The 19,688-nt window shown below is 64.7% G+C and carries 19 protein-coding genes; 5 read left to right on the forward strand and 14 right to left on the reverse strand.

All coding sequences use genetic code 11. The features are described from left to right. Positions 1 to 60: 60 nt before the first annotated feature. Positions 61 to 429, reverse strand: coding sequence for a hypothetical protein (locus B0G69_RS07295; RefSeq protein ID WP_121316282.1), 369 nt, complete (start codon positions 427 to 429; stop codon positions 61 to 63). A 461-nt stretch (positions 430 to 890) separates the two neighbouring features. On the opposite strand from B0G69_RS07295, the gene B0G69_RS07305 reads away from it, so the two are divergent. After that, complete coding sequence (locus B0G69_RS07305; RefSeq protein WP_121316284.1) at positions 891 to 1,652, forward strand: phytanoyl-CoA dioxygenase family protein; 762 nt, start codon at positions 891 to 893, stop codon at positions 1,650 to 1,652. An 80-nt stretch (positions 1,653 to 1,732) separates the two neighbouring features. On the opposite strand, the gene B0G69_RS07310 is transcribed toward B0G69_RS07305, so the two are convergent. Continuing rightward, complete coding sequence (locus B0G69_RS07310) at positions 1,733 to 1,939, reverse strand: DUF3185 family protein (RefSeq protein WP_121316285.1); 207 nt, start codon at positions 1,937 to 1,939, stop codon at positions 1,733 to 1,735. Between the two features lie 215 nt (positions 1,940 to 2,154). Here B0G69_RS07310 and mgrA point away from each other — a divergent pair, with 215 nt between their 5' ends. Beyond that, positions 2,155 to 3,198 (forward strand): L-glyceraldehyde 3-phosphate reductase, encoded by a 1,044-nt coding sequence (mgrA, locus tag B0G69_RS07315; RefSeq protein ID WP_121316286.1) that lies wholly within the window; start codon positions 2,155 to 2,157, stop codon positions 3,196 to 3,198. Between the two features lie 78 nt (positions 3,199 to 3,276). On the opposite strand, the gene B0G69_RS07320 is transcribed toward mgrA, so the two are convergent. From B0G69_RS07320 to B0G69_RS07340, 6 genes are all read right to left on the reverse strand, one after another. After that, positions 3,277 to 3,462, reverse strand: coding sequence for a hypothetical protein (locus tag B0G69_RS07320; RefSeq protein WP_121316287.1), 186 nt, complete (start codon positions 3,460 to 3,462; stop codon positions 3,277 to 3,279). Between the two features lie 298 nt (positions 3,463 to 3,760). After that, positions 3,761 to 4,963: an MFS transporter gene (locus B0G69_RS07325; RefSeq protein WP_121316288.1), complete on the reverse strand. Its 1,203-nt coding sequence runs from the start codon at positions 4,961 to 4,963 to the stop codon at positions 3,761 to 3,763. Positions 4,964 to 5,037: 74 nt separating this feature from the next. Next, positions 5,038 to 5,178 (reverse strand): hypothetical protein, encoded by a 141-nt coding sequence (locus tag B0G69_RS40970; protein WP_158608926.1) that lies wholly within the window; start codon positions 5,176 to 5,178, stop codon positions 5,038 to 5,040. A 52-nt stretch (positions 5,179 to 5,230) separates the two neighbouring features. Further along, complete coding sequence (locus tag B0G69_RS07330) at positions 5,231 to 6,715, reverse strand: efflux transporter outer membrane subunit (RefSeq protein WP_121316289.1); 1,485 nt, start codon at positions 6,713 to 6,715, stop codon at positions 5,231 to 5,233. Between the two features lie 50 nt (positions 6,716 to 6,765). Then, entirely contained in the window at positions 6,766 to 8,031 is a 1,266-nt protein-coding gene (locus tag B0G69_RS07335; RefSeq protein ID WP_121316290.1) for an efflux RND transporter periplasmic adaptor subunit, read from the reverse strand. 100 nt (positions 8,032 to 8,131) lie between these two features. After that, positions 8,132 to 11,314, reverse strand: a complete 3,183-nt coding sequence (locus B0G69_RS07340; protein ID WP_121316291.1) for an efflux RND transporter permease subunit — start codon at positions 11,312 to 11,314, stop codon at positions 8,132 to 8,134. A gap of 441 nt (positions 11,315 to 11,755) precedes the next feature. On the opposite strand from B0G69_RS07340, the gene B0G69_RS07345 reads away from it, so the two are divergent. After that, positions 11,756 to 11,968: a hypothetical protein gene (locus B0G69_RS07345; protein ID WP_042327325.1), complete on the forward strand. Its 213-nt coding sequence runs from the start codon at positions 11,756 to 11,758 to the stop codon at positions 11,966 to 11,968. 103 nt (positions 11,969 to 12,071) lie between these two features. Further along, a complete protein-coding gene (locus B0G69_RS07350) occupies positions 12,072 to 13,100 on the forward strand; it encodes a serine/threonine protein kinase (RefSeq protein ID WP_121316292.1) in 1,029 nt (342 codons plus the stop codon). A gap of 182 nt (positions 13,101 to 13,282) precedes the next feature. Here the strand turns inward: B0G69_RS07350 and B0G69_RS07355 are convergent, their stop codons facing one another. Then, entirely contained in the window at positions 13,283 to 13,558 is a 276-nt protein-coding gene (locus tag B0G69_RS07355; RefSeq protein WP_241991275.1) for a hypothetical protein, read from the reverse strand. Positions 13,559 to 14,024: 466 nt separating this feature from the next. On the opposite strand from B0G69_RS07355, the gene B0G69_RS07360 reads away from it, so the two are divergent. Then, positions 14,025 to 14,765 carry a PepSY-associated TM helix domain-containing protein gene (locus B0G69_RS07360; RefSeq protein WP_199731151.1) on the forward strand — a complete coding sequence of 247 codons (741 nt, stop codon included), beginning with the start codon at positions 14,025 to 14,027 and terminating at the stop codon, positions 14,763 to 14,765. Positions 14,766 to 14,899: 134 nt separating this feature from the next. Here the strand turns inward: B0G69_RS07360 and B0G69_RS07365 are convergent, their stop codons facing one another. The 5 genes from B0G69_RS07365 to B0G69_RS07385 form a co-directional block, all read right to left on the reverse strand. After that, positions 14,900 to 15,922 (reverse strand): XdhC family protein, encoded by a 1,023-nt coding sequence (locus tag B0G69_RS07365; RefSeq protein WP_121316293.1) that lies wholly within the window; start codon positions 15,920 to 15,922, stop codon positions 14,900 to 14,902. Then, positions 15,895 to 16,494: a carbon monoxide dehydrogenase subunit G gene (locus tag B0G69_RS07370; protein ID WP_121316294.1), complete on the reverse strand. Its 600-nt coding sequence runs from the start codon at positions 16,492 to 16,494 to the stop codon at positions 15,895 to 15,897. The genes B0G69_RS07365 and B0G69_RS07370 overlap by 28 nt, the downstream gene beginning before the upstream one ends. Beyond that, complete coding sequence (locus B0G69_RS07375) at positions 16,485 to 17,825, reverse strand: VWA domain-containing protein (protein ID WP_241991276.1); 1,341 nt, start codon at positions 17,823 to 17,825, stop codon at positions 16,485 to 16,487. The genes B0G69_RS07370 and B0G69_RS07375 overlap by 10 nt, the downstream gene beginning before the upstream one ends. 5 nt (positions 17,826 to 17,830) lie before the next feature. Further along, positions 17,831 to 18,718, reverse strand: coding sequence for a MoxR family ATPase (locus B0G69_RS07380; protein ID WP_121316295.1), 888 nt, complete (start codon positions 18,716 to 18,718; stop codon positions 17,831 to 17,833). 157 nt (positions 18,719 to 18,875) lie between these two features. After that, complete coding sequence (locus B0G69_RS07385) at positions 18,876 to 19,673, reverse strand: xanthine dehydrogenase family protein subunit M (RefSeq protein WP_121316296.1); 798 nt, start codon at positions 19,671 to 19,673, stop codon at positions 18,876 to 18,878. Positions 19,674 to 19,688 lie beyond the last annotated feature (15 nt).

Genomic DNA, 19,688 nt, shown 5'->3' on the forward strand with positions numbered 1-19,688 from the left:
CGCGCGTCTGTTCGGAAACCGCGCTAGCGATAGCGGCGGGGTGCGTGTCCGAGCCCCGTCTTAACGGCTCGCAAACGCGAACACGAACCAGCCGCTGCTGCTGCTCGTCGACATGCGACGCGGGCGGCGGCTCGTATTCTGCTGCGCGGGAACCGGTGCGCGTTGCGCGGCGGTGAGCCGCAGCGGTGTCGGTTTGCGCAGCAGCGTGCGCAGCGAGAAGCGGCGTGAACTGCCTTGCAGGCGCAGTGCTGAGAAGAATGTGTGGAACCACGTGCGAATGCCGTCGACCGCTTTGGCATCGCGCCACTGTTCGCCCAACGCGCGGGTGCGCGTGGCGTGATGACGCAGCGCGCGCACGACGTGGCGGCGCGCGGGGCGCGCCGCTTTCAGTGCGGCGCGGGTAAGACGGGTGCTCAGAAGAGTATGCATGGCTTCACAGGTAGGCAACGTGTCGCGCGACGGAGGGTGCGCCAATAGCAGCAGCAAACATGCCAAAGGCGGTGTCCCGAGGGACGGCACGAAAGCCCGGAATTCGTCGGAAAAAAGCACGGAGCTCGGCGGCGCGGGCCTGGGCGGCCTGGGCACGACGCAAAAGTGCGGGAGCGGCGATCAACATGCGTGCAGGCTACACGTGATTCATGACGCCAAAAAGTCGGGTTTTTACCCTGCGAATACGGGTTATTACGAAGATGGAGCGCAACGCACGCCCGCGCGGCGGGCACGCCGCGGTCGATTATCGTGCGCGTTTGCCCCGTCGCTGTGCCGTACCGGCGTTCCTGCGCGTGAAAGTCGTGAGTCAGGCTGCGTCGCGTCGGCGGGTGAAACTGCGCGCAGTGCGATCGCGCCCGTTTTACAATCGAGCATCGGCTAGTCGACAGTAACGGATCACCATGTCATTCCATTCGAAGAAAGAGCAAATTCAGACGTTGCGGGAGCAGGGCTTCGTCGTGGTGCCCGATTTGGTGTCGCCCGAGCGTTGCGCCGAATTGAAGCAGATCGCGCAGCAGCAGTTGCAGGAAGCGGCGGTGCCGATCGAATTCGAAGCGGATCTGCAGTACCCCGGCGCGCCGTCGTCGAAACACGCGCCGGGCGGCCATACGGTGCGGCGGCTGTTGGATGCGTATGGGCGCCATCCGGCGTTCGCGCAGTGGGCGACTGCGCCGGAAATTCGCGGCTGGATGGAGTTGTACTTCGGTGAAGAGCCGCGCCTGTCGCGCGCGCATCACAACTGCATGATGACCAAGCATCCCGCATACGGCAGCCTGACCGGCTGGCATCGCGATGTGCGCTACTGGTCGTTCGAGCGTGACGATCTGGTATCGGTGTGGCTCGCGGTCGGTTCGGAAACCGTCGATAACGGTGCGCTGTGGCTCGTGCCGAAGTCTCACAGCGAGCCGTTCACGTCCGACCGGTTTGACGAAGCCAAATTTTTCCGCTCCGACCTCGAAGAGAATCAGGCCTGGATTCGCGCGGCGGTGTCGCCCGAACTGAAGGCCGGGGACGTCGTTTTCTTCCACTGCAACACGCTGCACTCAGCGGGCAAAAACCTCAGCGACCAGGTGAAGTTTTCTCTGGTGTACACGTATCACGGCGCGAGCAATGTGCCGTTGCCGGGCACCCGTTCGGCTGCGAAGCCTGAAGTGGCGTTTTAGCTTTTTATCGTTGGCGGCGGCGCTCGTGTGCGTTCATTTCATGCGATCGAACGCCAGGCGCCGCACCCGTCCATCAGCGCTTACCGTTTGCGTCCGGACAGCGCGATTCCCGTGACTCCGGCGAGCGTGGCGATCACGCCGGCCACGATCAGCATGATCGCCTTGTTGCTCGGCGAACCGGTGAACACGCGCGCGACGTCGCTGCTCACCGAATTGAACGCCTGCCCGCCGAAATACAGCAACACGATCCCGCCGACGAGCAGCGCGAATGAAATAGCCTTCGTCATGCATTCCTCCCATAAGCTTCGACCGGCCAAAGTGTAAGGGACCCGCAAGCCATCGTCCATCCCGCATACTGGGCGTCTGCACGCATCGCGTCGATTGGCTACCATAGCGCTCTGGCTGCACTTCGCATAAACCTATAAAGCAGCCCGCCTCTCGCAACGTGTGATCGCCTCACGCCCGCATTGACCGGGCGACTTCACCAACAAGGACACTAGCAATGGCTTACGAAGCAGCTTCCGAACGCTATTCGGACATGCAATACCGCGTCTGCGGCAAGTCGGGTCTCAAACTGCCGGCGCTGTCGCTCGGCTTGTGGCACAACTTCGGCGACACCACGCCGATCTCCACGCAGCGCGACATCCTGCGCACGGCGTTCGATCTCGGTATCACCCACTTCGACCTCGCGAACAACTACGGGCCGCCGTACGGCAGCGCGGAGACGAACTTCGGGCGTCTGTTCAAGGACGATTTCAAACCGTATCGCGACGAGCTGCTGATTTCGTCGAAGGCCGGTTGGGACATGTGGCCGGGTCCGTACGGCCAGGGTGGCGGCTCGCGCAAGTACGTGCTCGCGAGTCTCGATCAGAGCCTGCAACGCATGGGACTCGACTACGTCGACATCTTCTATTCGCATCGTTTCGATGCCGACACGCCGCTCGAGGAAACCGCCGGTGCATTGGCGAGCGCCGTGCAACAAGGCAAGGCGCTGTACATCGGCATTTCGTCTTACTCGGCAACCAAGACGCTCGAAATGACGAAGCTGCTCGCCGAGTACAAGGTGCCGCTGCTGATCCATCAGCCCGCGTACAACATGCTCAACCGCTGGATCGAGCATGAGCTGCTGGATACGCTGGAGAAGGTCGGCGCTGGCACGATCGCCTTCACGCCGCTCGCGCAGGGTTTGCTCACCGGCAAATACCTGAATGGCGTGCCGGACGATGCGCGCGTCAACAAGCCGGGCGGCGGTTCGTTGAAGCAGGAGCATTTGAGCCCGCAAAACATCGAGCACGTGCGCAAGCTCAACGACATCGCGCAGCGTCGCGGGCAGAGCCTCGCGCAAATGGCGCTGGCGTGGGCATTGCGCGATTCGCGCGTGACGTCGGTGCTGATCGGCGCGAGCCGCGCGGAGCAGGTGCGCGAGAACGTCGGTGCGTTGAAGAACCTCGCGTTCACGAAGGACGAACTCGCGGAGATCGACCGCTACGCGACCGAAGGCGGAGTCAATCTGTGGGAGAAGCCGTCGACGGATCAGGCAATCTGATCATCGCGACCCGCATCCGCAGAAAGCCGATGAGCAGAAGCGAAAAAGCCGCCCGTGAGGCGGCTTTTTTACTGTGCGCTACACCAGCGCCGGCAGACCTTCAACCAGCGCGACTGCGCAAATCACGCCGATCAGTGCGCCCAGCACACGCAGCGCGTTGTGCCGCATTTCCGTCTTGCAGGGTAGCGCGCCGACAAATAGCGCGCCCGCGAGCGCCATCGGAATGACGAGGATGAAATCGCCGATCGTGAAGTAGGTCATCATATTCGTCTCCCATGCAACATGGTTGCTATGTATTGGTCGCGAAGGGGCGGCTCGATCTGCCGGAGTCATTCACCGCCCCCGCTCGATTTGAGTATAGAAGACCGTTAGATCGGCGTAGCAATGACGTGCGGCGCCGCGGCGACTTTTCGCAAGGCGCTGAATGCGCTGTGGCAAGGCTCCCCACGATTGGCGCGGCGCAGCAAACAGATCGAAAAAAATGAAGTGTTTGCTTACGCGGGCCTTACTTTTTGGTGCGATTCAATGCGCAATGGGTGGCGGCGCGAACAGATTCGAGCTTTTAGGCGGCCGCCTTTTCGCGTCCGCGCAAACGCCTCGCCGCAACGAGCCCGATGACGAGCAACGCGCCCACGAGTCCGGCGACGCCATTCCATCCATGACCGGCCCACACGCGGCCGCCGTACGAACCGACCACGCTCGAACCAATGTAATACGCGAGCAGGTAGAGCGCGGCGGCCTGGCCTTTCGCGTCCTTGGCGAGGCGTCCGACCCAACCGCTCGCCACCGAGTGCCCGGCGAAAAATCCGAACGTGACGCACGCGATGCCGGTGGCGATCATCGCCAGCGGATGCAGCATCGTGAGGGCGAGACCGAGCAGCATCAGCAGCAAACTGCCGGTGAGCACGCGCGCGCGGCCGAACGTATCGGCCATGCGCCCCGACCATGGCGACGCGATCACACCGGTCAGATACACGACGAAGATCGCGCCGATTTCCGTTTGATTCAATCGATACGGCGGCGCGAGCAGCCGGTAGCCGATGTAGTTGTACAGCGTGACGAAGCTGCCCATCAGCACGAAGCCGAGCAGGAACAGCAAGGGCAGACCCGGCCGCGTGAACTGCTTAAGCAGCGCGGTGCGGTGATGCGCGAAGCCGAGTCCGCGCCGCGGCACGAAATGACGCGACGGCGGCAGCAGCGCGCGAAACGCGAGCATCGACAGAAGGCCGAGCACGCCGATCGTGCCGATCGCCATGCGCCAGGAAAACAGATCCGCGACGACACCCGTGATCACGCGTCCCGCCATGCCGCCGATCGCCGTGCCGCCCACATAAAGCCCCATTGCAAGACCGAGGCCGTCGGGATGCACTTCCTCGGCGAGGTAGGCCATCGCGACGGCGGGCACGCCGCCGAGCGCGAGACCGAGGAGCGTGCGCAGCACGAGCAACTGATGCCACTGCGGCGCGATCGACACGCCGATCGTCAGCAACGCGGACACGGTCAGCGACAGCGTCATTAGCTTGTGACGGCTCCAGCCTTCGGAGACGAAGCCGGCGACGAACACGGCGAGCGCGAGCGCGGCGGTGGTGAGCGAGAGCGATAAGCTGCTTTGCGCGGGCGTCACGTCGAACGCCGCGGAAAACGACGGCAGCAATGGCTGCACACAGTACAGCAGCGAGAAGGTCGCGTAACCGGCGAACAGCAGTGCGATGCTGGCACGCCAATAGGCGCGGCTGCCGCGTTCGAGGTAGGGAATGTCGGGCACGGCGGAAACGTTGGGAGAAGCAGACGAAGAAGGAGCAGCCGAGGTAGCAGTCCGCAGGGATTCCGGCGGCGGGGTCACGAAAAAATCTCCTTGGGGAAAGCGAAACGCGCAAAAGGAGTTAAGGATACGCTGAAATAGAGATGCAGGCCGGCGCGATGCGCGGCGCCGCCGCCGTGAAGCGTCATGCTTGCGTGAGTGCTCAGCAGGCGCAGCACGGCTGTTCGACGCAGTAAAGCCTGCTCACTGAAACCGATAGCTACCCGGGCGCTAACCCTGCGCCGCTGCATCGCTGGCCGGCGGCGACGGATGCACGAGCTGCTCGTCGGTCGGCAGCGTCGACGCATCCCAGCCGCCGCCGAGCGCCTTGACCAGCGCGACGCTCGCGGCCATCCGGCGGCGTGCGATCGACACCGCATTGCGCTCGTTGGTGAGCGCCGTCGTTTGCGCGACGACCACGTCGAGATACGTGATCGCGCCGTTTTTATAGCGGTCCGACACGACCGACAGCGCGCGCTGCGCGGCGGCCACCGCGTCGTCCTGCGCGGCGGCTTCCTGTTCGAGCACGCGCAGCGCGGCGAGATTGTCCTCGACCTGGCCGAATGCGGCGAGCACCGTTTGCCGGTATTGCGCGACGCTTTCGTCGTAGTGCGCGCGGGCCTGTTCCTTCGCGGATGCGCGTCCGCCGAAATCGAGCAATGTGCCCGCGAGAGCCGGCCCGAGCGACCACAAGCGGCTCGGCGCGAGCAGCCATTGACTGTAGTTGGTCGCTTCGAGGCCGCCCGTCACCGACAGAATCAGGTTCGGGAAGAATGCCGCCGTCGCCACGCCGATCTGCGCGTTCATCCCGGCGACCTGCCTTTCCGCGGCCGCGATGTCGGGCCGCCGTTCGAGCAGCGCGGACGGCACGCCCGCTTGCGCCACCACGGGCACGGCCGCGAGCGGCGCGACCGGCAGCGAGAAAGTGGAGGGCGGCTGGCCGATCAGGATCGCGATTGCGTGTTCGAGCTGCGCGCGCTGCACGCCGAGCTCGAGTGCTTGTGCTTCGGTGGTTTTCAGTTGCGTCTGCGCCTGTGCGACGTCGGCATCGGTGGCGATGCCGCCGGCGTAGCGATGCTGCGTCAGATCCAGCGCTTCGCGATAGGCCTTGATCGTGTCGTCGAGAAGCTGGCGCTCCTGATCGAGCCCGCGCAGTTCGAAGTAGTCTGTCGCGAGTTCGGCCTGCATTGACAGGAGCACGGCTTGCGTGTCGGCGGCGCTGGCCTGCGCCTGCGCTTTCGCCCCTTCGACGCTGCGCGACACGCGGCCCCACAGGTCAGGTTCCCACGACGCGTCGGCCTGCACGAGGTAGTCGTTCAGCGTGAGGCCGGCGGTCGATTTGTGCAGCACGTTTTCCGAGGATCGCGCGCGCGAGTAGGCGGCATTCGCGGTGACCAGCGGGAAGAAGCTCGAACGATATTGCGCGACCGTGGCGCGTGCGGCGCGAAAGCGCGCTTCGGCCGCCTGCACGTTCTGATTCGCGCCTGCGACCTGCTGTTCGAGCGCATCGAGCGATGGGTCCGCGTAGATGCTCCACCAGGCGCCGCGCGTCAGCATGTCGGCGGGTTGCGCGGGCTTCCAGCCGGTGCCTTCGAGTTCCTTGAAGGTAGCTGCGGCGGGTGTGGGTGGCTTGACGTAGTCGGGGCCGACGGTGCAAGCGGTGAGGGTGATGGCCAAGGTCAGTGCGCATGCTGACGCGCCCATGGAAACGGGCATGAGGGCGCACCCGGGCGTGGCCGTCATGCTGCGGTGTGCTGCTCGCGCGGTCATGACGATGCCCTCGCCGCCGCCGCCGAAGCGCCAGCCGCTCCGTCACCACCCGCCCCCGCACCCGAAGCACCCGCCGCCCCTTCTGCTTTGCGCGGCACGATCCGCACAGGCGCGCCGTCGACAATCGAGTCCTGCGGATTCAAGATCACCTGCTCGTCGCCGTGCAGCCCGGACGCAATCGCAACCCGCGTGCCGAAGTCAGTCCCGAGCGACACCGGCAGCAGTTTCACCTTGCGTTGCGCATCCACGGTCGCGACCTTCACGCCATCTGGGCGGAACAGCAAAGCGTTGCCCGGCACCGTGAACGGCGCCGCGCCCGCGCCCAACGCGAAATGCACCTGCGCATAGGCCCCCGGCAGCAAATCGCCATGGCGATTGTCGACATCGACCTCGACCAGCATGGTCCGTTGCTGCTGATCGACAGCGCCCGCGGTGCGCGCCACCGTGCCCGGATAATGCCGCGACGGCGTTTCGGTCAGCGTGAGAAACGCTGTCTGCTGGGCACGCACCTGTTGCGCATAAGCCTGCGGCACATTCACATACACGCGCAGCCGATCCGCCTGCGCAACATGAAACAGTTCCTTCGCGGGCCCACCCGCGCTGCCCGCGTCGATCAACGCGCCGACGTCGACGTTGCGCGCCGTCACCATGCCGTCGAACGGCGCATACACCTTCTGGAACGACTGCGTCTTCTCCAGACGCGCGACGTTGAAACGCGCCGCGTCGAGCGTGGCTTTCTTCGCGAGCATGTCGCCGACCTTCTCGTCGGTCTCCTGCTTCGACACCGATCTGCTCTTCAGCATCTCGCTCCAGCGATCGGCGGTGCTTTTCGCGAGCGCATAGTTCGCGTTGGCGTTCGCGAGATCGGCGCGGGCGGCGCGCAGTTGATCGTCCACTTCCGGCGTGTCGATTTCCGCGAGCAATTGACCGCTTTTCACGCGCGCGCCGATGTCGGCGTACCACTTTTTCAGATAGCCGTTGGTGCGTGCGTAAATCGGCGTGTCGAGAAAGGCCTGCACGTTGCCGGGCAAAACGAGATCGAGTCCGGCCGACGACTTCTGCGGGCGCACGACTTCGACGCTCATCTGCCTCGCATGCTCGGCGTCGCGTTCGAGCGCCGCGTGCGCACTGTGACGCGACCAGATGCCCTGGGCTGCGAGCGCGATCATTACCACGGCCAGCACGACGACGAGCCAGCGCGTGCGCTTCGCTTTCGCGGGATCGCGCGCGCTGCCGGAACCGTCTGGACGTTGTGCTTCCATCAAACTTCCCCTATGTATTTGCGCGGGCAGTCGACGCTGCCTCTTGTATTGCATGCGGTGTCGCGCATCGTATCGCGTGCCATGTGTATCGCTTCTTGCCTCATGGCTTACCCACCACATGCCCGGCCGCCCGCTGACGCCGCGCCGCGAGCCGCCGGTAGATCATCGAGAACACCACCGGCACGAAGATCAGCGTCGCCAGCGTACCGACCGTCAGCCCGCCGATCACCGCGCGCCCGAGCGGCGCATTCTGCTCGCCGCCTTCGCCGAGACCGGTCGCCATTGGCACCATGCCGATCACCATCGCGAGCGCCGTCATCAGCACCGGACGAAAACGCGTGAAGCCCGCTTCGATTGCCGCACGGGTCGCGTCGCCATGTTCGAGCAACTGTTCGCGCGCGAAGCTGATTACAAGAATCGAATTGGCGGTGGCGATGCCGATACACATGATCGCCCCCGTCAGCGCGGGAATCGACAGGGTAGTGTGCGTGAGAAACAGCATCCACACGATGCCCGCGAGCGCACCCGGCAGCGCGGTGATAATGATGAACGGATCGAGCCATGACTGAAAGTTCACCACGATCAGCAGATACACCAGCACGATCGCGAACACGAGACCGGCGAACAGGCCCGAGAACGAATCGTTCATGGTCTGCACCTGGCCGCGGATTTCGATGGTCGAGGACTTGGGCAGTTCGGCCCGGGCTTCGTCGACGATCTTGCGCATGTCGTCGGAGACGCCGCCGAGATCGCGGCCGTCGGCCGTGCCGAAAATGTCGATCGTGGTCTGCGCGTTGTAGTGCGTGAGCACCGCGTTGGCGGCTTCGCGCCTCATGGTGGCGAGCGAGCCGAGAATGTTGGTGCGGCCGTTCGCGTTCAAAGGGATGTTCGCGAGTGATTGCAGCGAATCGATCGTGTATTGCGGCGCTTCGGTGATCACGTTGTAGCTCACGCCATTGCGCGGATTGAGCCAGAACGTCGGCGTGGTTTGCTGGCTGCCGGACAGGGTGATCAGCAGATTGCTCGCGATCTCGCGTTGCGAGAAACCGGCTTGCTGCGCGCGCGTGCGATCGACGTCGATGAAGATGCGCGGCAAGTCGGCGGGCTGCTGGATGCGCACATCGGCCAGACCCGGCACCGTGCGCAAACGGTGCAGCAAGTTCGCGGCGAACACGCGATTGCCGGCCACATCGCGGCCGACGATCTGAATGTCGATTGGCGACGGCATGCCGAAGTTGAGCGTCTGGCTGACGATATCCGCAGGCAGGAACGCGAACTGCACGCCGGGGAATTCGTCGGTGAGCGTGTGCCGCAACGTGCGCACGTAGTCGGCGCTCGGATGATGATCGGGATTCAGCGTGATCAGCACGTCGGCATCCGAGGTGCCGATCGTGCCCGTGTTGCTGTATGAGAGGTTGATGCCCGACACCGGCAAGCCGATATTGTCGATGATCGAATGCAGCTCGCCCGCCGGGATCAACTGGCGAATCCGCATGTCGACGCGATCGGTGAGCACGGCGGTTTCCTCGACCCGCATGCCGGTTTTGGCACGCAGATGCAGTGCGATCGTACCGGCGTCGACGGCCGGGAAAAAGTCACGCCCGAGGAACGGCATCAGCAGCATCGATGCACCACAGCCAAGCAGAAACAGCGTCACGAACAGACCCGGCCGCGCGACGCGCGCTTCGAGAAACACGCGATAGCGCTGGCGCAGACGCGCAAACCCGCGTTCGAAAGCGTAGTGCACGCGCATGAACGGATTGCGCGTCTGCGCGGGCGCGTGATGCAGCTCGGCCGGTTTGTGGTGATGACGCAGCAGATATTTCGCGAGCGTCGGCACCAGCGTGCGCGAGAAGAAATAGGACGCCAGCATCGCGAACACCACGGCTTCGGCGAGCGGAATGAACAGATAGTGTGCGACGCCCGTGAGCAGAAACATCGGCACGAACACGATGCAGATCGACAGGGTCGACACCAGCGTCGGAATCGCGATCTGATGCGCGCCGTCGAGAATCGCCTGTTCGAGCGTCTTGCCCTGTTCCAGTTGATGGCTGATGTTTTCGATCGCCACCGTCGCATCGTCGACCAGAATCCCGACCGCGAGCGCGAGCCCGCCGAGCGTCATGATGTTGATGGTTTCGCCGAGGATCGACAGCGCGATGATCGACGTGATCATCGACAACGGAATCGACACGAAGATGATCAGCGTCGCACGCCAGTTGCCGAGGAACAGCAGAATCATCAGACCGGTCAGGCACGCAGCGATCAACGCTTCACGCAGCACGCCCTGCACCGACGCGCGCACGAACAGCGACTGATCGGCGACGGGATCAATATTCAGCGACGCGGGCACGAGATTGCGCAGCGTCGGCATCATCGTCTTGATGCGGTCGACGATATCGAGCGTGGACGTGTTGCCGCTTTTGTTGATCGTGAGCAGCGACGCGCGCTGGCCGTTCACGCGCACGATGTTGGTCTGCGGTTGAAAACCGTCGCGCACATGCGCGACGTCGCGGATATAAACGGTGCCGTTGGCCGTCGAGCGGATCGGGATGTTGTTCAGACCGGCCAGCGAATCCGGGCTGCCGTTCATTTCCACCGAGTATTCGGTCGAGCCGATTTTCGCGGTGCCCGACGGCAGGATCAGATTCTGCGCGGTGACGGCGTTGACCACGTCGAGCGGCGAGAGATTGCGCTCCTGCAACTTGCGCGAATCGATATCGACCATGATCTGCCGCTGCTTGCCGCCATAGGGCAACGGCGCCGACGCACCGGGTACGGTGGCGAGCTGCGTCTTCAGAAAGTTGTTGCCGAAGTCGTACAGCTCCTGCTCGGTGAGCGACGCGGACGACAGCGCGAGCCGCAGGATCGGCACCGTCGACGCGTTGTAGCGCAGGATGAACGGCGGCGTGATGCCAGGCGGCAGCGAGCGCAACTGTGCTTGCGACAGCGCGGTGACCTGCGCGAGCGCTTCGTTGATATTGGCGTGCGGCTGGAAAAAGATCTTGATGACCGCGATGCCGTTCAGCGAGGTCGATTCCGTGTGTTCGATATCGTTCACCGCCACCGACAATCCGCGCTCGTAGTTGAGCACGATGCGCTTTTCCATCTCGTCGGCGGGCAGGCCGTTATACGACCAGATCACCGAGAGCACGGGAATGTCGATGTTCGGGAAGATGTCGGTCGGCGTGCGCAGAATCATGAGCGGCCCGACGATCAGCAGGAGCAGCGCCAGCACGACGAAGGTGTAGGGACGCCGCAGCGCGAGACGAACGATCCACATGGCTAGCGTGCCCGCTCGAAAGCGCGAAGGGAGCTGCCGTGCGCACACGCGACGCGGCGGCCGCGCTGAATATGGCGCGCGCGGCGGCGCAGACCGTGGCGCGATGAGGGCGTGGTGCGCCGATTAAACGAATCGCCCTGACGGTGCACGTTTTTGATATCCCACCCCAGCAGGGTTTATGATGGTCTCGTTACGAGGTTTTACGCCCAGATCATCGGTCGCGCGCAGCCTAATTGGAATAGGGCGAAACGACGGGTGAACAGCCTTTAATTCGCGCTTTCCAACGGCGCGTAAAACGGGAACAATCACTCGAACCTCTCACGCGAATCACGCGCAGCAGATTGGGTGCGTACGCAACGTTGGCGGCGAAGCGGCGCTTTTATCATCACCTTGACCGGCATGAAATCACAAAGCCGGCTACGGGAGAAACGGGGAAACATCATGCAAATCGGTTCCATTGTCCGATCGGTGCATATCGCCGTGCCGCAAGGCGCGCGCGGAATCGTCATGCGCATTCTTGGCGACATGGCCATGGTGGCGTGGTACGCCGGCGAGCCCGGTGCATCGCCGCATCTGAATACTGAACCCTTTTTTCTCGAAGACCTGATCGACACCGGCGAGCAGGTCCGCCCGTCGAGCGCGCAGATGCACTGACGGCATTTTGCTGTCGAAGTCCAGGCGCGTTGTAGCTGAGTTGTAATCCGTATCGTGAGCCGTCGCTCTCGTCTTTGACGGCGGCCCGGCGCACAATGCGGGCATGAACGACGACAACCTCGACTCCCAGGACGGCGCGCAGAGCGCCGTGCCTTTCGCCCGGCTCCAGCCGGAAATCGTGCTCGACGCGCTCGACAGCGTGCTCAGCACGATCGGCGTGCGCACCGATGGCCGCATGCTGCCGCTCAACAGCTACGAAAATCGCGTGTACCAGGTGGGCGTCGAAGACGGCCCGCCCGTGGTCGCGAAGTTCTATCGCCCGGAGCGCTGGAGCGATGCCGCCATCCTCGAAGAACATGCGTTCGTCGCCGATCTCGCCGCTCGTGAGATTCCGGCGGTGCCTGCGCGTACGTTGGACGGCCGCACGCTGCATACCTTCGACGGTTTTCGCTTCTCGATCTTCGAGCGCCGCGGCGGCCGCGCGCCGGATCTCGACCGGCGCGACACGCTCGAATGGCTGGGTCGTTTCATCGGCCGCATTCATGCGATTGGGCAGACGCAGGACTACGCCGAACGGCCCACGCTCGACATCCAGACATTCGGCTATGAGCCGCGCGACTTCCTGCTCGCGCAGCACTTCGTGCCCGACGACGTGCGCACCGCATGGGAGACCGTGGTGAATCTCGCGCTCGAAGGTGTCGAGCGCGCGTTCGAACGTGCCGGCGATATCCGCATGTTGCGCATGCACGGCGACTGTCATCCGAGCAATGTGTTGTGGACCGACGCGGGCCCGCATTTCGTCGACTTCGACGACAGCCGCATGGGTCCGGCGGTGCAGGATCTGTGGCTGCTGCTGCCGGGTGAGCGCGCGGAGGCCTCGCGTGCGCTGACGGATCTGCTCGCCGGTTACGAAGACTTCTGCGAGTTCGAGCCGCGCGAACTGTATCTGGTCGAAGCGTTGCGCACGCTGCGGCTGATTCACTACCAGGCGTGGCTCGCGCGTCGCTGGGACGACCCGGCATTTCCGGCGGCGTTTCCGTGGTTCAACACGCAGCGCTATTGGGAAGACCGCATCCTCGAAATGCGCGAGCAGATCGGCGCGATGCAGGAAGGGCCGCTCTGGCCGGTTTAAAGGCTCGCGCCGCATGCGATTGCGCATGCCATTCGCGAACGGTCCGAACATGAGGCGGATGAGGCTGACCGCTGGCCCGCACGTGGCCGCATGGTGCGTGACAGGGGTCTGATGTGTGCATCGTGGCAGCGATTCTGGCAGCTACATAGGGGCTGCGGCGCGCGCGCAGGCGGGCAGGCTTTTCAAGGCGCTTGCGACACCACGCTCGACGACTCCACCAACGTCGACTTGACGATCACCTCCGCGCGCACGTCGCGCCCGATCGCTTCGAGGGCAGGACGCATCTGCGCGAAGTCCTCGGGCGAGCAGACCTCGCTTGCGAAATGAGTGGCGCCGTCGCGCGTCATCGTGACGACGTTGCTGAGCGGATCGAACGTGTACTGCGACTGGAAATCGACGAAGCGGTCCTGGGTGCGCTTTGCCTCCGGCATGTCGAGCGCCCGAAAGTTGACGGGCAATTCGCCTGCCTTGTTGGTCTAGGGATCGTCCAGCCTTGCCGGCGTATTCGCGCTCTCGACAGGAAGGCCGGCGAGCCAGCCGAAAGCGGCAAGGCAGGCCACGGAGGAGAGTCGCATGGCAGGCAGGTATACGAACGCGAACGGCAACGTTGACGGGATCTGCGCTTGGAGTCGGTTTGCGCTGGGTGGATGTCAAGCCGCTGTCATACATGGAAATAGAGCACGGATTGAGCAAACCGCTTAAACGTGTAATGATATCCATTCTCAATTGAAAGGCATCGCCAGCTATTTGTCACATTTCTCCTCCTCGGTGACTGCCAGCCAGCCTCTCAACCGGACGACCAGGGACCGCACGCCGGGCCGTCCGGCCCCTTCCCCGAATAAATTTTTATAACCGCTGCCGGTGAGCGCACGTGATCCGTCGCGCGCCGGCGACGCAGCAACCCGCTGCGCCTGGAGCCTGGATGTGAATGCGCCTGATTCGATCGAAGTGAAACCCGCTGCCGCAAACAGCACCCAGTACACCGTCCATACGCCGGGGCGCGGCCATCATCTGATGGACGGTGCCGAGCAGGCCGCGCGGCGCCAACGTTCGCGGCGCGCAACTTTCATCAAGTGGCTGCGCAAGGTGCATGGGTGGGTCGGTCTATGGGGTGCGGTGCTGGGTTTGATGTTCGGCGTGACCGGTTTTCTGCTGAACCATCGCGGCGGGCCGCTGAAGGTGCCGACAGGCGAGCCGCAGGTCGAGGAAATGCAGATTCCCGTGCCGCAAAAACCGCTGCATTCGCCGATGGAGATGGCGAAGTGGCTGAAGAAAGAGCTGAACATCGACGGCAAGCCGGGGCGCTCGCGTCGCGAGCCGGCGCATCCGGTGGCGTGGGGCGAGCGCAGCACGATGCAGCCGGAGTTCTGGCAGGTCGGCATCGTGGGGCCGTCGCAAAGCATGCAAGCCGAGTACTGGGTCGGCAACAGCTTCGTCTCGGTGAAGCGCACGCAGAACTCGTTTCTTGCCACGATGAACAATCTGCACAAGGGCGTGGGCTTGAGTGTCGGCTGGGTGCTGTTGATCGACACGATTGCGGGCAGCCTGATTCTGCTGTCGCTCACCGGCGTGTTGCTTTGGACCGAGTTGAATAAACGCCGCGTGGCGGGCGTCGTGCTAATTGGCGGGTCGGTGATCGCGGCGGTGGTGTGCGGGTTGATGTAAGCAGTTGAGCGGCACGGCTGATGTGCGCAGCGCAAACGGGCGCTGCGGCCGCGGCTGCGGCTGCGGCCTCAACCGCGCCGCGTCACCACCTCGTCATCACCGCCAGATCGCAGCGCCTCTCTCAGAGGCTTTCACTAAACGCTACATGCCGCGCCACCAGAAGCAGCGATCTCCCGTGCCGCCTTCGCACCTTCCACCCGCAGCAGCGTAGGCAACGAAACGCCGTTCTTGGCCGCCGTCACCTCGGCGAGAATGGATACGGCGATCTCAGGCGGCGTCCGGCTGCCGATATAAATCCCGACCGGCCCATGCAACCGCGCCAACTCAGTCTCGTTCAGATCGAACTCCTTTAGCCGCTCGCGGCGCGCCTGATTATTCCGGCGCGACCCCAAAGCACCGACATAAAACGCCGGTGTCTTCAGCGCCTCCATCAGCGCGAGATCGTCGAGCTTCGGGTCGTGCGTCAGCGCGATCACCGCGCAGCGTTCGTCGAGCTTCATGTCGATCACGGTGTCGTCGGGCATCGTCCGCACGATTTTCGTGCCGGGGATGTTCCACTCCTCGGTATATTCCTCGCGCGGATCGCACACCGTCACCTGATAATCGAGCCCCACCGCGATGTGGCACAGGTAGCGCGACAACTGCCCCGCGCCGATCACCAGCATCCGGTAGCGCGGGCCGTGAATCGTCAACAGCCGCTCGCCGTCGAAATGCACGCCGTCGGTCGCCTGCGCGTCGCCGAGCCGCACCGAACCCGTGGTCATGTCGACATCGCGCACGACGAGCCGGCCGTTCTCCACCGCGTGGCACAGTTCGGCGATACCGCTTTGTTTCGTCAACGGTTCGAGCACCAGCTGGATCGTGCCGCCGCAAGGCAGGCCGAAGCGATGTGCTTCCTCGGCCGTGATGCCGTACTTCACCGCTTCCGGATGCGTCTGCTCGATACCCCTATGCCGCACCCGGTCGATCAGATCGTCTTCGATGCATCCGCCCGACACCGAGCCCACCACGAGCCCGTCGTCGCGCACCGCGAGCATCGCGCCCTCGGGACGCGGCGACGAGCCCCACGTCTTCACCACCGTCACCAGTAGCGCGCGATGTCCTTCTTCCAGCCAGCGTGCGCTGGACTTCAGGACTTCGAGATCCACGCTGTCCATGATCGTTTCCTTTTCGTTGCGTCTGCGTCGGCACCGGACTCGGCAGCCGACGCGTCATTCGATTCCGTACCGGTCTGTGTGCCAGCGGCCTCGTCGCCGTCGGCGGGCGCGGCATTGTCGCCCCCGCCCTCTCCCGCGACCTGTACGCCGAAGCGTTTGAAGAATTCGCCAGCAATTTTACGCGCCGCGCCGTCGACGAGCCGCGAGCCGATCTGCGCGAGCTTGCCGCCGACCTGCGCGCTCGCCGTGTAGCTGAGCTTCGTCGCGGCGTCGCCGTCGGGTTCGAGCGTGACGCGCGCGTTGCCTTTCGCAAAACCCGCCGCCCCGCCCTGGCCCTCGAATACGATGTTGTACGCGTTCGGCGCGTCGATGTCGGTCAGCTGCATGCGCCCCTTGAAGCGCGCCTTCACCGGACCGACGGCGGCGCTCAGCGTCACCAGATACGCGTTCTCGCCATCCGGGTCGATGCTTTCGCAACCCGGAATGCAGGCGCGCAGAATCTCCGTATCGTTCAGCGCGTCCCAAGTGCGCTGCTGCGCGACCGGCAGTGTGTGGGTTTCGGTCAATTCCATGACGTTGCTCCTGCGGTTGTCGTGGCCGCGCGGGTTGGTCGAGGCGCGCGTGTGAGCTGCGCGAGATCGCGGCCGAACGCAGCCAGACTGTCCAGATTATGAACCGGGCGATGCGCATCGACATACGGCAGGATCGCCTGCACGCCGCGCGCCTTCGGAGAAAAGCCGCTGAAACGCAGCAGCGGATTGAGCCAGACGATGCGGTGCGCGAAGCGGCGCAGACGCGCCATCTCGATGTCGAGCACGTCGATCGCTTCATGGTCGAGGCCGTCGGTGACGAGCAGCACGGTGGCTCTGCCGGTCAGCACGCGCCGCGCCCAGCGGCGGTTGAACTCGGCGAGCGCCGCGCCGATCCGCGTGCCGCCCGACCAGTCGAGCACCTGGTCGGTGAGCGTCGCGATCGCCACGTCGGGGTCGCGCTCGCGCAGCGCGCGCGTCGCGTTGGTCAGGCGTGTGCCGAATAGGAACACCTGCAGACGTTCGCGCGACTGCAGCAGCGCGTGGCAGAAATACAGCACCGCGCGCGAGTAACTGCTCATCGAGCCGGAAATGTCGAGCAGCAGCACGAGCGGCGGCTTGCGCTCGACCACCGCGCGATATTTCCACACCGTCCAGTCGCCGCCCGCGCGCACCGCGTGCCGCGCGCTCGCGCGCAAGTCCGCATGGGTGCCGTGCGAGGCGGCCTTCAGACGGCGCGTCGGCTCGGTCGCGAGCGGCAGCCGCTGGCCGCGGATCAGATGGCGCAAGCTGCGCCACTCAGCTGCGGAAAGCGTGTCGAAATCACGATGACGCAACCGCTCTTCGGCGCTGAACGTGACGTGCGCGTGCAACTCGTGCTGCTCGGTTTCCTGCGGCGTCCTGCTATGCGGCGACGGCGGCGCGCGCACGGCCAGCGCATCGGCGAGACGGTTGTTGCGTTTGGGCGGCGGCAGACCGTCGCGGACTTTCGGCAGCAGCAGCGCGCGCAGCTTGCCTTCCCAGTCCGGATCGCGCCAGAACAGATCGAATGCCGCGTTGAACAGGTCACGTTCGTCGGGTGCGCAGACCAGCAGCGCGGCGAGGGCGGCGCGCACGTCGTCGCGGCGGCCGAGATCGATCCAGTGCAAGGCGGCGAGCGCGTCGACGGCTTGCGCGGGCGACATCGGCAAACCGGCGCCGCGCAGCACGCGCACGAAATGGACGACGTTGCGGGCGAGCGTGGGCGTGTCGTCGCGCGGCGCGGCGCTCACGCCCGAAGTCGCGCTGACGATTCGCGCGGCTGGCAAACCCACTCGCGGGTTTGAGTCGGAAGCGTCGCTATCGCTGTCGCCGCTGTCGGTTCGGTTCGTCATGCTGGCTATCCGGGCGCGGTGAGGCATTGCGCAATCTGCGCGGCATCCACGCGCGCCAGATCGTCCTGATACTTGAGCAGCACGCCTAACGTGTTCTGCACCGATTGAGGATCGAGCTCCGTCACCGACAGCGCCTCCAGCGCGCGGCACCAGTCGATCGTTTCGGCGATGCCCGGCGCCTTGAACAGATCCATGCCGCGCAGCCGATGCACGAAGTCGACCGCGCGCCGCTGCAACTGCACCGACGTCTGCGGCGCACGCGCGGCGACGATCTCCAGTTCGCGCTCGCGCTCGGGATAGCCGATCCATTGATACAGGCAGCGGCGTTTCAACGCGTCATGCACTTCGCGCGTGCGGTTCGACGTCATCACGACGAGCGGCGGCTGCGCCGCGCGCACGGTGCCGTATTCGGGAATCGATACCTGGAAATCCGACAGCAGTTCAAGCAGAAAGGCCTCGAACGGTTCGTCGGCGCGGTCGATCTCGTCGATCAGCAGCACGCGCCGCGCGCCGGGATGATGTTCGTCCGGCATCAGCGCTTGCAGCAGCGGCCGCTTCAGCAGGAATTCGCCGCGATACAGCGTGTCGTTGTCAGGGCGCTCGCCGGCGGCTTCGGCCAGCCGCAGCGCCATGATCTGCCGCGGATAGTCCCACTCGTAGAGCGCGCTGGCCGTGTCGAGGCCTTCGTAGCATTGCAGCCGCAACATCGTGGTGCCCAGCATGCCGGCAGCGGCCTTGGCGAGCTCGGTCTTGCCGACGCCCGGCTCGCCTTCGACGAACAACGGCCGCTCCATGCGCAACGCGAGATACAACGCGGTCGCCAGTTCGCGGCTGGCGAAATAGCGTTGGGCAGCGAGTTGCGCGAGGGTGTCGTCGATCGAAGCTGGCTGCATGGCGGTCCTGAATCTGCGCGCTCCGGGCGGTGAAGCGCGACGCCGGTGAAACGCGAAGCGGGGCGGCGCACCTCGCCTCGCGTGGTTTGGCGAACGGGACGGCGCTGACGTGCTCAGGCAAACTGCACCACACGTCAGCCGCCGATAGCAAGGATCGCTAAGCGTTCGCCTTCGTCACCGCGCGCGCGGCCAGCACCGGAATCAGATGCGCGCGGTACTCGGCGCTCGCGTGCATGTCGGTGTTCAGATCGCCGGGCGGCACGCTGACCCCGCGCGCGGCGTCCGGTGTGAAATTCGCCGACAGCGCGCTCTCCAGTTCCGGCACACGAAATACCGCAGATGCCGCGCCCGTCACCGCGACGCGCACGCCGCTCGCGAACTTCGCGACGAACACACCGACCAGCGCGAAGTGCGACGCGGGATTGCGGAATTTCTCGTAGGCCGCGCGCTCGGGAACCGGAAACTCGACGGCGACGATCAACTCGTCGGGCGCGAGCGCGGTCTCGTACATGCCGACAAAGAAGTCGCTCGACGCGATGCGCCGCCGCTCGGTCACGATGGTCGCATCCAACGCGAGCGCCGCCGCCGGATAGCAGGCGGCCGGGTCGTTGTTGGCGAGCGAGCCGCCGAGCGTGCCGAGCGCGCGCACCTGCCGGTCGCCGATATGCGCGGCGAGATCTGCGAGAGCCGGCGACACGCGCCGCAATTCCGCGTGATCCGCGACGTCGGCATGACAGACGGCTGCGCCGATCGTCACCTTGTCCGCGTCGACGGTGATCGACTTGAGCGCGGGAATCCGCGTCACGTCGATCAGTTGCGACGGCTGCGCGAGACGCAGCCGCATGGTGGGCAGGAGGCTTTGGCCGCCGGCCAGAAACTTCGCGTCGCTGTCGGCGGTGAGGAGGGCGGCGGCCGCTTTGGGATCCGTCGCGCGTTGATACTCGAATGAATACATGTCGAATGCTCCGCT

Origin of the sequence: Paraburkholderia sp. RAU2J (assembly GCF_003634845.1) — a bacterium.
GTDB lineage: Bacteria > Pseudomonadota > Gammaproteobacteria > Burkholderiales > Burkholderiaceae > Paraburkholderia > Paraburkholderia fynbosensis.